Annotated in this window: 10 protein-coding genes; 3 read left to right on the forward strand and 7 right to left on the reverse strand. The window is 51.1% G+C overall.

Annotated features, from left to right (window positions below; all coding sequences use genetic code 11):
* Window positions 1–9: 9 nt before the first annotated feature.
* The 7 genes from AC5SV9_RS17335 to AC5SV9_RS17365 form a co-directional block, all read right to left on the reverse strand.
* Entirely contained in the window at window positions 10–711 is a 702-nt protein-coding gene (locus AC5SV9_RS17335) for a CoA transferase subunit A (protein ID WP_226766841.1), read from the reverse strand.
* A gap of 22 nt (window positions 712–733) precedes the next feature.
* Entirely contained in the window at window positions 734–1648 is a 915-nt protein-coding gene (locus tag AC5SV9_RS17340) for a hydroxymethylglutaryl-CoA lyase (RefSeq protein ID WP_475148893.1), read from the reverse strand.
* The gene (locus AC5SV9_RS17345) at window positions 1645–3630 is read right to left on the reverse strand and encodes an acetyl/propionyl/methylcrotonyl-CoA carboxylase subunit alpha (RefSeq protein WP_475148895.1); all 1986 of its coding nucleotides are present in this window, start codon (window positions 3628–3630) and stop codon (window positions 1645–1647) included. The genes AC5SV9_RS17340 and AC5SV9_RS17345 overlap by 4 nt, the downstream gene beginning before the upstream one ends.
* Window positions 3630–4430 (reverse strand): enoyl-CoA hydratase/isomerase family protein, encoded by an 801-nt coding sequence (locus tag AC5SV9_RS17350; RefSeq protein ID WP_475148898.1) that lies wholly within the window; start codon window positions 4428–4430, stop codon window positions 3630–3632. The genes AC5SV9_RS17345 and AC5SV9_RS17350 overlap by 1 nt, the downstream gene beginning before the upstream one ends.
* Window positions 4431–4738: 308 nt before the next feature.
* Window positions 4739–6346, reverse strand: a complete 1608-nt coding sequence (locus AC5SV9_RS17355) for a carboxyl transferase domain-containing protein (protein WP_475148900.1) — start codon at window positions 6344–6346, stop codon at window positions 4739–4741.
* A 64-nt stretch (window positions 6347–6410) separates the two neighbouring features.
* A complete protein-coding gene (locus tag AC5SV9_RS17360; protein ID WP_475148903.1) occupies window positions 6411–7580 on the reverse strand; it encodes an isovaleryl-CoA dehydrogenase in 1170 nt (389 codons plus the stop codon).
* 30 nt (window positions 7581–7610) lie between these two features.
* The gene (locus AC5SV9_RS17365) at window positions 7611–8015 is read right to left on the reverse strand and encodes a MerR family transcriptional regulator (RefSeq protein ID WP_134055942.1); all 405 of its coding nucleotides are present in this window, start codon (window positions 8013–8015) and stop codon (window positions 7611–7613) included.
* A 264-nt stretch (window positions 8016–8279) separates the two neighbouring features.
* Here AC5SV9_RS17365 and AC5SV9_RS17370 point away from each other — a divergent pair, with 264 nt between their 5' ends.
* From AC5SV9_RS17370 to AC5SV9_RS17380, 3 genes are all read left to right on the forward strand, one after another.
* Window positions 8280–9461: a thiolase family protein gene (locus AC5SV9_RS17370; protein ID WP_475148906.1), complete on the forward strand. Its 1182-nt coding sequence runs from the start codon at window positions 8280–8282 to the stop codon at window positions 9459–9461.
* 319 nt (window positions 9462–9780) lie between these two features.
* Window positions 9781–11277, forward strand: coding sequence for a CoA-acylating methylmalonate-semialdehyde dehydrogenase (locus tag AC5SV9_RS17375; protein WP_475148907.1), 1497 nt, complete (start codon window positions 9781–9783; stop codon window positions 11275–11277).
* A gap of 301 nt (window positions 11278–11578) precedes the next feature.
* A complete protein-coding gene (locus AC5SV9_RS17380) occupies window positions 11579–12736 on the forward strand; it encodes an acyl-CoA dehydrogenase family protein (protein WP_475148910.1) in 1158 nt (385 codons plus the stop codon).
* Window positions 12737–12897: the final 161 nt, after the last annotated feature.

Consider the following 12897-nt stretch of genomic DNA (forward strand, 5'->3'; position numbering starts at 1 on the left):
GTTGCCCCCTTAACCTTGACGGACCATACGACGTTCAATGCGTTTTTCAAAGTTGCCTTTGATCACGCGCTGCACATAAATACCTGGCGTATGAATTTGTGATGGTTCCAGCTCGCCCGGTTCAACAATTTCTTCCACTTCCGCCACGGTAATTTTACCGGCGGTTGCCGCCATTGGGTTGAAGTTCATAGAGGTATGGCGAAACATCAGGTTACCGTAGCGGTCGGCTTTCCAGGCGCGCACTATGGCAAAATCACCGGTGATAGACTCTTCCAGCACGTAGTTACGGCCTTTAATTTCACGGGTTTCTTTACCTTCAGCCACAGGTGTACCGTAACCGGTCGCAGTGAAAAACGCCGGTATGCCAGCACCGCCAGCGCGCATTTTTTCTGCCAGCGTGCCCTGTGGTGTTAATTCCACTTCCAGCTCGCCGTTTAATAATTGCTTCTCAAACAGCGCGTTTTCACCCACGTAAGAGGCAATCATTTTCTTAATTTGCTTATCTTCGAGCAAAATACCCAAACCAAAACCATCAACGCCGCAGTTGTTCGATACCACGGTGAGATCCTTGGTTTTCATTTTCTTGATCTGAGCAATTAATCCCTCAGGTATGCCGCATAAGCCAAAGCCTCCGGCAATAACGGTCATACCGTCTTGCAGGCCTGCCATGGCGTCTTCGTACGAATGTACGACTTTATTAAACCCTGCCATTTGAAATCCTCTACGCGCTTTTTTAACGGTTAGTTTGCGTGCACTTGGCCTTTAGCGCCAATCCTACTTTAGAACTAGGTTGCTTGCCGAGCTTGTCGGTAATAAACCAGCCGGCTCTGGCCAGCGCAGTTAAATCGATACCGTGTGAAATGCCAAGCCCGTTTAGTAAATACACCACATCTTCAGTGGCAACATTGCCTGACGCACCCGCTGCATACGGGCAGCCACCCAGTCCTGCAACTGCACTATCGATAACCGCAATGCCGCGGCCTAGCGCGACGTAAATATTGGTTAACGCCTGGCCGTAAGTGTCGTGAAAATGCACGGCCAGCTTATCTACGGGTACTACAGCAAGCGCCGCATCGAGCATGGCATTGACTTTATCCGGCGTGCCAACACCTATGGTATCGCCCAGCGAAATTTCGTAGCAGCCCATATCCAGCAGCGCTTTAGCCACCCTTGCAACTTCTGATGGCGCCACATCACCTTGGTAAGGACAACCAACCACACAGGACACATAGCCGCGCACTTTAATGCCATCGGCTTTGGCTGCTTCCATCACTGGGGCGAAACGCTCTAAGCTTTCGCTGATTGAGCAGTTAATGTTTTTCTGGCTGAACGCTTCAGAGGCGGCACCGAAAATCGCCACTTCATTAGCACCGGCGGCTTTAGCGGCTTCATAGCCTTTCAGATTAGGTGTAAGTGCAGCGCAGGTGATACCCGCTTTGCGGCTAATACCGGCAAACACTTCAGCCGAGTCAGCCATTTGCGGTACCCACTTGGGAGAAACAAAGGCGCCACTTTCAATGTAGCTGTGGCCGGCATCAGTGAGCATATTGATCAGCGTGATTTTATCGGCTGTGCTAACGCTTTGTTCGTTTTGCAGGCCATCGCGCGGGCCCACTTCAACGATACGCACTTGCTTGGGCAAACTCATGCTTCCTCCGGGCTAAAATCAACCAGCTCAGCACCATCTTTTACCAGATCGCCAGCGCTATAAAACACTTCATTCACCACACCGTTTTTAGGCGCTTTAATGCTGTATTCCATTTTCATCGCTTCCATGATCACCAATGTATCACCGGCTTTTACCGTGCTACCGGCATTAGCCATAACGGCAACGATAGTGCCGTTCATCGGCGCGGTTAAACTACCGGCGTGCTCGCCGCCTTCTACTTCGGTAGCAACTTCAGTCTGGTAGATAAAGTCGTAGCGCTGATGCTTAATAAACACGCTGATGGTGTCCTGATATTGGCTTACCCGCACCTTGGTTCGGTGATCGCCGAGCACAGCGCTTAGCTCATCACCGTTAAGCTCGGCCTGGCAGCAAAGCCGCTGACCGGCAACATCCACCACATAATGTTGCTGTTGCTGCTGCACTTTTAAAGTGGTGCTGCTATCGCCGTGTTTCAGGCAAATGTCCACTGTTGGCGTTTCATTTACACGCCAGCCATGGCTAAACTGCCAGGGGCTGAAGCTGTTACACGAGGTTTGCGGCGCTTTTTGCTTTTCAAGTATGAAAAGCGTGGCGAGCACCAGTGCCTGATTATCTTCTTTATTGGCCGGAGCAAATAAGCTTTGCTGATGCTTATTAATAAAGTTGGTATCAAGCTCGGCGGCTTTAAATGCCGGGTGCTCGGTCAGGCTGGTTAAAAAGCCCAGGTTTGTGGTCACGCCGGCAATGCGGTAATCATCCAGTGCGCGTAGCATGCGGGCAATAGCGCGATCACGGCTTTCATCCCAGACGATTAACTTAGCAATCATCGGGTCATAGAAGGGAGATACTTCATCGTTTTCAACCACGCCGGTATCAACGCGCACATGACGGTTGGCTTCAGGCTGGCGTAAATACGTCAGCTTACCGGTTTGCGGCAGGAAGTCGTTGTCCGGATCTTCAGCATAAACCCGCACTTCAATAGCGTGGCCATCAAGCTGAATATCCTCCTGCGCTAGCGGAAGCTTTTCACCGGCAGCGACTAACAGCTGCCATTTCACCAAATCCTGACCGGTAATCATCTCGGTAACCGGGTGCTCTACCTGCAGGCGGGTGTTCATCTCCATAAAGTAGAAAGAGCCGTCTTCGTCGAATAAAAACTCGACGGTACCGGCGCCACGGTAATCAATGGCTTTGGCCGCTTTTACCGCTGCTTCACCCATAGCTTTACGCTGCTCGCTGCTAAAGTTCGGCGCTGGCGCTTCTTCAATCACTTTCTGGTGGCGGCGCTGTATTGAGCAATCGCGTTCGGCCAGGTATACGGCATTACCATGGTTATCGGCAAACACCTGAATTTCAACATGGCGCGGTTTGGTCAGATAGCGCTCAATCAGCATCTTGTCGTTACCAAAACCGGCTTTGGCTTCACGCCGCGCACTGGCTAAGGCGTCGGGAAACTCTTCGGCTTTCCACACCACGCGCATGCCTTTACCACCACCACCGTAGGCGGCTTTTAACAGCTGCGGGTAGCCGATGCGCGCTGACTCTTTGCTTAGCAGTGCATCGCTTTGATCGTCACCATGATAGCCCGGTACCAGCGGCACGCCGGCTTTGGCCATAATCTCTTTGGCGGCACTTTTTGAGCCCATAGCGGTAATAGCGCCTACCGGTGGGCCAATAAACACAACGCCGGCTTCATAACAGGCTTTGGCAAAATCTTCGTTTTCAGATAAAAAACCATAACCTGGGTGAATGGCCTCAGTGCCACTTTGTTTGGCGATAGCAATGATTTTATCTGCACGTAAGTAGGAGTCTTTGCTCGGTGCCGGGCCCAATAAATAGGCCTCATCGGCCATGCGCACATGGCGGGCATTGGCATCGGCTTCTGAGAATACCGCAACGCAGCGAATGCCCAGTTTGTGTGCAGTGTCGATAACGCGGCAGGCAATTTCACCGCGGTTGGCGATCAGTATTTTACGAAACATTATGCGTCTTCCTTGCCAAGCCAGGCGGGTTTACGTTTTTCTAAGAAAGCGGTTAAGCCTTCCTGACCTTCTGGCGATACCCGAATTTCAGCAATTGCCTGCTCGGTATGAGCGATTACGTTGTTGCTGATCTTACGGTTATAAATATTATGAATAAGTGACTTAGCGGCAGTCATAGCAGCGGGGCTGTTTTGCAGCATGGTGTTGATCAGCGTTTCGGCCACATCGCTCATTTCGCCTTCGGTGACTACTTCATGCAGTAAACCGAGCTGTTTGGCTTTTGGCGCCATAAAACGCTCGGCCGTTAGGAAATAACGCCGGCTTTCACGTTCGCCAATAGCGCGCATAACATAGGGGCTAATAACCGCTGGAATAAGGCCAATACGCACTTCGCTTAAACAGAAACTGGCATTTTCTTCGGCGATGGCGATATCGCAACAAGCGACTAAACCCAGCGCACCACCAAAAGCGGCGCCTTTAATAAGCGCAATAGTGGGTTTAGGGAATTTATCTAACCGGTGCATTAAGGTCGCCAGTTCAGCGGCGTCATTGAGATTTTGCTGATAGTTTTTCTGCGCCATCGAGCGCATCCATTTTAAGTCAGCGCCAGCAGAGAAGTTTTTGCCATTGCTGGTCAGTACTAACACCCGAACATTGTCGTTGTTGGCTAGATCGCGCAGCACGGCAATAAGTTCAGCAATCATCGCATCGTCGAAAGCGTTGTGCACTTCGGGGCGATTTAGTGTAAGTGTGGCTACGCCACGTGGGTCGATACTGACTTCTGTGTAAACCTGGGTCATATGTTCTCCGAAAGTATTAATGCAACTTGAGACTGCATTTCTTCGAAATCGCGGTTGCTGCGTGAAGTTTTTTCTGCGACACGCCATAAACCGTCCATGGGGCTCGATTCCGGCCATCCATGGCCTCCAACGGTCGCCGAAAAAATCACATCCGCACCCGCTTGATATCCGTTGCAGCAAGCGCGCAGTGCACTTTGCTCAGAACCGTGTTTTTCAGGGACGAAAAACACGAGCCTACAGGGATGTATTCACGGCGTGTTCTGACAAAGTTGTACGGAGTGATTGCGATTGTCTGCATCATAGTGGCATCACATCCTAAACACGCCAAAACGGCTCTCTTCAATCGGTGCATTAAGCGCGGCCGCTAAGGCCAGGCCGACTGTCATTCGGGTTTGCGCCGGGTCGATGATACCGTCGTCCCACAAGCGGCCACTGGCATAGTACGGATGGCCCTGTTTTTCATACTGCTCAATAATTGGCTTCTTCAAGGCGGCTTCGGCATCCGTTGACAGTGTCTCACCTTTACGGGCTAAACCGTCTTTGGTCACCTGCGCCATTACGCCAGCAGCTTGTTCGCCACCCATTACCGAAATACGCGCGTTTGGCCACATCCACATCATGGTCGGGTCATAAGCGCGGCCACACATACCGTAGTTACCGGCGCCGTAGCTGCCACCGATTAATACCGTGAACTTCGGCACTTTGGCACAGCTTACTGCCATCACCATTTTCGCGCCGTGCTTGGCGATACCTTCGGCTTCATACTTTTTACCGACCATAAAGCCGGTGATGTTTTGCAGGAACAGCAGGGGTATTTTGCGCTGGGCACACAGCTCAATAAAGTGTGCACCTTTTTGTGCCGATTCAGAGAATAAGATCCCGTTATTGGCGACGATACCTACCGGGTAGCCGAAAATGCGCGCAAAACCACACACCAGGGTGGCACCATAGTATTGTTTAAACTCATCAAAGTCAGAGCCATCGACAATGCGGGCAATCACTTCTTTTACATCGAACGGCTTGCGCAAATCGGTGCCAACAATACCGTACAGCTCTTTGGCATCGTACAGTGGCTCTTGCGCCGGTTTAATATCCATTTGCTCTGGGGCAGGGCGGTTTAAGCGTGATACCGCATTGCGGGCCAGTTGCAGCGCATGCTCGTCATTTAACGCATAGTGATCGGCCACACCTGAGATTTTGCAGTGTACATCAGCACCACCGAGCTCTTCTGCGGAAACTTCTTCACCGGTTGCGGCTTTTACCAGCGGCGGGCCGGCCAGGAAGATCGTGCCTTGCTCTTTAACAATAATGCTCTCATCGGCCATCGCGGGTACATAGGCGCCACCGGCAGTACACAGGCCCATTACCACGGCAATTTGTGGGATGCCTTTGGCAGACATATTGGCCTGGTTAAAGAAAATGCGGCCAAAGTGCAGCTTATCCGGGAATACTTCATCCTGACGGGGCAGGTTAGCGCCGCCTGAGTCGACCAGATAAATACACGGCAGGTGGCAGCGCTCGGCAATCTCCTGGGCGCGTAAGTGTTTTTTCACCGTCAGCGGGTAGTAGGTGCCGCCTTTTACCGTGGCGTCGTTGGCAACAATCATACACTCAACGCCACTGACACGGCCGATACCGGCTACCACGCCGGCGCTGGGTACATAATCTTCATAACATTCCCAACCGGCAAACTGACCAATTTCTAAAAATGGCGAGCCCGGGTCGAGTAACTTTTGAATACGATCGCGTACAAACAGCTTACCGCGTGAGGTATGGCGCGCAATCAACGCTTCACCGCCACCGAGTTTTATTTTCTGTACTTTGCTTTGCAGATCATCAACTACGGCCTGCATGGCAGCAGCGTTTTTTTGGAAGTCCTCAGAGCGAGGGTTTACTTTTGAGGTAATTCTGGTCACTTAAGTCACCTTTAACCGGGCCTGCAGGCCCGGTGCAGAGTAGCTGGAAAGGTTTGTCTTGCGTTTAGTTCGATTCAGTAAACAGCTCACGGCCAATCAGCATACGGCGGATTTCCGAGGTGCCGGCACCGATTTCGTACAGCTTGGCATCACGCAGTAAGCGTCCGGTAGGGTACTCGTTAATGTAGCCGTTACCGCCTAATAACTGGATCGCATCCAGTGCCATTTGAGTGGCCAGCTCAGCTGCATATAAAATTACGCCGGCAGCGTCTTTACGCGTGGTTTCGCCACGATCACAGGCTTTAGCCACCATGTAAACGTAAGAGCGTGCTGCGTTCATACGGGTATACATGTCTGCCACTTTACCCTGTACCAGCTGGAATTCACCGATAGACTGACCAAATTGCTTACGGTCGTGAATATAAGGCACCACAACGTCCATACAAGCTTGCATAATGCCCAGCGGGCCGGCAGACAGTACAACACGCTCATAGTCCAGGCCGCTCATCAGTACCTGTACGCCACGGCCAACCTGGCCTAATACGTTTTCTTCCGGCACTTCGCAGTCTTCAAATACCAGCTCACAGGTGTTTGAACCGCGCATACCTAATTTATCCAGCTTCTGCGCCTGGCTGAAGCCTTTAAAACCACGTTCAACGATAAAAGCAGTAATACCTTTGCTACCGGCGTTAACGTCAGTTTTCGCATAGATCACATAAGTGTGCGCATCCGGGCCGTTAGTGATCCACATTTTGTTGCCGTTTAAGATGTACTTGTCGCCTTTTTTCTCAGCGCGCAGTTTCATGCTAACCACGTCTGAACCGGCGTTTGGCTCGCTCATCGCCAGCGCACCAATGTGCTCGCCTGAGCACAGCTTTGGCAGGTACTTCATCTTCTGCGCTTCAGTACCGTTGCGGTGGATCTGGTTTACACACAGGTTAGAGTGCGCACCGTAAGACAGCGCAACAGAGGCAGAGGCACGGCTGATTTCTTCCATCGCAATAACATGCTCTAAATAGCCTAAACCTGAGCCACCGTATTTTTCATCAACGGTGATACCCAGCAGACCTAAATCACCGAATTTGCGCCATAACTCGTTAGGAAACTCGTTTTTCTCATCAATTTCGGCGGCGCGCGGGGCGATTTCGTCGCGGGCGAAGGCATTTACCTGCTCGCGGATCATGTCCACTGTGTCGCCTAAATCGAAGTTAAGGCCTTTGTAACTGCTAATCATGGTCTATCCCCGTTTGCTATGTCTTACCGCTTAAGCGGTTTTATGATGTTTGGCGTCGGCTAAGGTATCGCGGCAACGTTTTTCTACCGTTACCAGCTCCATCAGCACCACTTTGATGTCGTCCATTTGCTGATGCAGTTCGGCTTTTTTCTGCTCAATGAGCTTCAGCATGGTATTTAATTGGGTCACGCTGCTTTTATCAGCGTCATATAATTCGAATAGCTGGCCGGTTTCGGCCAGGCTAAAACCCAGGCGCTTACCGCGTAAAATCAGTTTTAACCTTACGCGGTCGCGCTTGCTGTAAATGCGGGTTTGCCCGCTACGCAGTGGCGTGATCAGCCCCTGATCTTCATAAAAGCGGATACTACGGGTGGTAATATCAAACTCTTTGGCCAGTTCGCTGATACTGTATGTTTTTTCTTCTTTTTCTGTCATAAACGCCATCCCCGAAAACGCAGTCAATATAAGTGAAGTTTACGTAAAGGTAAAGCTAAGGGCTGGCGGCTTTCTGCGCCAAAATGCGATTTTTCCGCGCTTTGTAAAGCAAAAATGCCAATATTGGCTGGTCTGACTGTACAGTTTACTGAACCAAAAGCGCGGCACACTACCATAGTGTTAGATGGTTGACGTTGGCGTAAACGTAAATTTGGTGTAGGCTCTGGGCAACTTTTTGGGCCGACCGCTTTTGGGGAGAATGTTATGGCTACTGACAATATTGTTATCGTTGCGGCAAAACGCACCGCTATGGGCGGCTTTATGGGCGGTCTATCTGATGTAGACGCCACAGTCTTGGGCGCTAGCGCCATTAAAGCAGCGCTGGAACAGGCCGGTTTAAGTGGCGATAAGGTCAGCGAAGTGATCATGGGTAACGTTCTGCCAGCCGGTCTGGGCCAGGCGCCAGCGCGTCAGGCGACATTAAAGGCTGGGTTACCGCTTACAGCCGGTGCCACTACGATTAATAAAGTGTGTGGTTCAGGCTTAAAGGCAGTCATGTTGGCCAGTGACTTGTTAAAAGCCGGTAGTGCAGATGTGGTGGTTGCCGGTGGTATGGAGTCAATGAGTAACGCGCCTTACTTATTGGATAAAGCGCGCAGCGGCTACCGTATGGGCCACGGTCAGATTAAAGATCATATGATGTTAGACGGCCTAGAAAATGCCTACGACGGCAAAGCCATGGGCTGTTTCGCTCAGGGTACGGCTGACGAAAAAGGCATTACCCGTGAGCAAATGGATGCGTTTGCTGTGCAATCGTTAACCCGCGCACAGAACGCTATCAACTCTGGTGCTTTTGAAGGTGAAATTACCCCGGTAACGTTCCAGACACGCAAAGGCGAAGTCACCTTTAATGTAGATGAGCAGCCAGGCAATGCCAAAGTAGACAAAATCCCGACTCTGCGTCCGGCCTTTGCTAAAGACGGTACTATCACCGCAGCGAACTCAAGCTCAATTTCAGACGGTGCAGCCGCCCTTATTCTGATGCGTGAAAGCGATGCCAAGACACAGGGTGCTAAGCCATTAGCGCGCGTTGTTGCTCATGCTACTAACTCAATGGAACCTGCACTGTTTACTGTTGCCCCGGTTGGCGCTATGCAAAAAGTATTGCAAAAAGCCGGCTGGGATAAAGAGCAGGTTGATCTGTGGGAAATTAACGAAGCCTTTGCCATGGTAACCATGCTGGCGATTAACGAGCTGGGCCTGGATGAGAGCAAAGTAAACGTTAACGGCGGTGCTTGTGCACTGGGCCATCCTATCGGTGCTTCAGGTGCGCGTATTCTGGTTACGCTGATCCACGCGCTGCGTAATCGTGGCCTGAGCAAAGGCGTGGCCTCACTGTGTATCGGTGGTGGTGAAGCTGTAGCGTTGGCCGTAGAGGTTTTATAGCAAGAATGAACCAGGCTTCGTGCGAAGCAGATTTAATTTAGCGAGCGATCAAGAGTGAGCCGGGGAGCGGCGAACGGGCGAGCGTGTTAAATGTGTGAAAGCCGCGAAGCCGGGAACCGGAGGACGGTGCAAGCCGACGCTTCCACCGTAACAACACGCAGCCCCGCGAATTTCTCCCAAATTCGCTCTTGATCGTCTGCTTAGTTGTTCCGGTTCCGCTTTGGCTGGCAAGTCCGGCAAACAATACAGCTCGTTAGCGAACATTGATAACAATATATACAGACGCTGACAGCAGACCCAAACAATCGGGAGAAGCAATATGACACAACAGGTTATGCATTTTATCGACGGCGAGTTTGTTGCACCAACAGGCGACAAACTGATCCCCGTTACCAACCCGGCAACGCAGGATGTGATTGCGCAAGTGGCTTGTGCCACGCCAAACGAAATGGAACGGGCAATTGAATCAGCTAAAGCTGCGTTTAAAACCTGGAAAGAAGTACCGGTATCTGAGCGCGCCCGTCTGATGATGCGTTTTGCGCATTTGTTAAAAGAGCATCAGGGCGAAATTGCTGACATTATCTGTAAAGAGCTGGGTAAAACAGTAGAAGACGCCAAGGGCGACGTATGGCGCGGTATCGAGGTAGTTGAGCAGGCTGCGAATATTCCGTCATTAATGATGGGTGAAACAGTAGAAAACGTCGCGCGCAGCATCGATACCTACAGCTACATTCAGCCGCTGGGCGTGTGTGCTGGTATTACGCCGTTTAACTTCCCGGCGATGATCCCGCTGTGGATGTTCCCGATGGCCATTGCCTGTGGTAATACCTTTATTTTAAAACCGTCTGAACAAGATCCGATGACGGTAAATAAAATCGCTGAGTTATTCGTGCAAGCCGGTGCACCAAAAGGCGTGTTACAGGTTGTTCACGGCGCGAAAGAGCAGGTTGATGCCATTTTGCACCACCCTGATATCAAAGCGATTTCATTCGTGGGTTCAGTTAACGTTGGCCAGTACATTTACAAAACCGGTACTGACAACTTAAAACGCGTACAAGCTTTTGCCGGTGCGAAAAACCACATGGTTATTATGCCGGATGCTAACAAACAGCAAGTTATCAATGCCTTAGTGGGGGCCTCTGTCGGTGCGGCTGGTCAGCGCTGTATGGCGATTTCAGTCGCGGTATTCGTCGGCGCTGCAGCTGATTGGATCCCAGAAGTAGCAGCCGCTATCGGCAAAGTGCGCCCGGGCGTTTACACCGACCCTAACGCAGCCTATGGCCCACAAATCAGCCCGCAGGCGCGTGCCCGCGTGTTATCTCTGATTGAGCAAGGTAAGAAAGAAGGTGCGACCTGCGTACTGGATGGCTCTGACTGTAAAGTTGACGGTTACCCGAATGGTAACTGGGTTGGCCCAACCGTATTTAGCAACGTTACTACCGAGATGGAAATCTATAAGCAAGAAATCTTCGGCCCGGTACTGTCGACCATGACAGTGGGTTCATTGGATGAAGCGCTGAAAGTGGTTAACGATAGCCCATACGGTAACGGTACTTCTATTTTCACAGCCAGCGGCGCTGCTGCACGTAAGTATCAGCACGAAGTGGAAGTGGGCCAGGTAGGTATCAATATTCCTATTCCGGTACCTCTGCCATTCTTCTCGTTTACCGGCTGGAAAGGTTCGTTTTATGGTGATCAGCATGCTTACGGTAAGCAGGCGGTACGTTTCTATACCGAAACGAAGACGATTACAGCGCGCTGGTTTGATGATGATATTCGGGTGTCTGGCCCGAATATGTCGATTAACTTGCGTTAAGGGATACGGGTGAGAACCAGACTTTACTAAACTGACCGTTGAAGGCCATGGATGGCCGGAATCGAGCCCCAGGGAAGGTTTACGGCGTGTCAGTGTGTAAAGTGTGGTTCTCACTGTTCGGTGCAGGCAATCGCTTCCACCGTAACAACACGCAGACCCGCTCGGATCTCCCATCCTCGCTTTTGATCGTCTGCTTAATTGTTCCGGTTCCGCGTTGCAATCCGATATGGACTCAGGTTCAAAAAGGTTAATACGGCAAAGTACGAAAGTAATTGAGCCGATTGGAAAAGCAGGACCAACTATGAATTTCAATTTAACAGAAGACCAACAAGCCTTTGTCGATGTGGCTAAACAGTTTGCCGAACAAGAACTGGCACCACACGCAGCCCATTGGGATCGCGATCACCACTTTCCAAAAGACGTTATTCAAAAAGCCGGTGAGCTGGGTTTTTGCTCACTGTACACGCCGGAAGATGACGGCGGTATGGGCTTATCACGTTTAGATTCATCGATTATTTTTGAACAGCTGTCGATGGGCTGTACCGCAACGACAGCGATGCTGACCATTCACAATATGGCCACCTGGATGATTGCCAACTGGGGTACCAGCGATGCGAAAGCAGAGTGGATGGAGCACTTAGTTACTGGCCAGAAACTGGCATCTTATTGTTTGACTGAGCCAGGCTCAGGTTCGGATGCCGCCGGTCTTCGCACTACAGCGAAAAAAGATGGCGATGAGTACGTATTAAACGGCTCGAAAATGTTTATCTCTGGCGCCGGTTCTACCGAAGTATTGGTAGTGATGGCGCGTACCGGCGAAGCCGGGCCAAAAGGCATTTCAGCCTTTATCGTGCCAGCGGATGCCAAAGGCGTTATTTATGGCAAAGCGGAAGAGAAAATGGGTTGGAACGCGCAGCCAACCCGCTTAATCACCTTCGAAGATGTACGTATTCCGGCGCATTACCTGCTGGGTAATGAAGGTGAAGGCTTCAGTTTTGCCATGAAAGGCTTAGACGGCGGCCGTATCAATATCGCAACCTGTTCAATTGGTACTGCGCAGCAGGCTCTTAACACCGCGCGTAACTATATGCTGGAGCGGCAGCAGTTTGGTAAGCCACTGGCGGCGTTTCAGGCGCTGCAGTTTAAACTGGCTGATATGGCAACTGAGCTGGTTGCCGCGCGTCAGTTAGTGCGCTTAGCGGCGTTTAAGCTTGATCAAAAAGACAGTGAAGCAACAGCATACTGCGCAATGGCGAAACGCTTTGCGACTGACGTTGGCTTCCAGGTATGTGATCAGGCACTGCAACTGCACGGCGGCTATGGCTATATCAAAGAATACCCGCTGGAGCGGCACTTCCGTGATGTACGCGTGCATCAGATTTTGGAAGGCACTAACGAAATTATGCGGCTGATTATTGGCCGGCGTTTACTGGATGAAGCCGCAGGCGACATTCTGTAATCGAATTTGAGAATAATGGTTTCATCAGGCTGATGTAGCGCAGACGGGCTTGTTCTAAACCGACCGTTGAAGCCCTGGACGGGCGGAAACGAGCCCTCATGGATGGGTTTACGGCGTGTCGGTGTGAATAAGGCCGTTGTAGCCTTATCCAAACCTATATC

Source organism: Rheinheimera sp. ATLC3, assembly GCF_059429535.1.

Coding starts and splice junctions, on each gene's coding strand:
- AC5SV9_RS17335 (WP_226766841.1), bottom strand. CDS start 711: ATGGCAGGGTTTAATAAAGTCGTACATTCGTACGAAGACGCCATGGCA.
- AC5SV9_RS17340 (WP_475148893.1), bottom strand. CDS start 1,648: ATGAGTTTGCCCAAGCAAGTGCGTATCGTTGAAGTGGGCCCGCGCGAT.
- AC5SV9_RS17345 (WP_475148895.1), bottom strand. CDS start 3,630: ATGTTTCGTAAAATACTGATCGCCAACCGCGGTGAAATTGCCTGCCGC.
- AC5SV9_RS17350 (WP_475148898.1), bottom strand. CDS start 4,430: ATGACCCAGGTTTACACAGAAGTCAGTATCGACCCACGTGGCGTAGCC.
- AC5SV9_RS17360 (WP_475148903.1), bottom strand. CDS start 7,580: ATGATTAGCAGTTACAAAGGCCTTAACTTCGATTTAGGCGACACAGTG.
- AC5SV9_RS17365 (WP_134055942.1), bottom strand. CDS start 8,015: ATGACAGAAAAAGAAGAAAAAACATACAGTATCAGCGAACTGGCCAAA.
- AC5SV9_RS17370 (WP_475148906.1), top strand. CDS start 8,280: ATGGCTACTGACAATATTGTTATCGTTGCGGCAAAACGCACCGCTATG.
- AC5SV9_RS17375 (WP_475148907.1), top strand. CDS start 9,781: ATGACACAACAGGTTATGCATTTTATCGACGGCGAGTTTGTTGCACCA.
- AC5SV9_RS17380 (WP_475148910.1), top strand. CDS start 11,579: ATGAATTTCAATTTAACAGAAGACCAACAAGCCTTTGTCGATGTGGCT.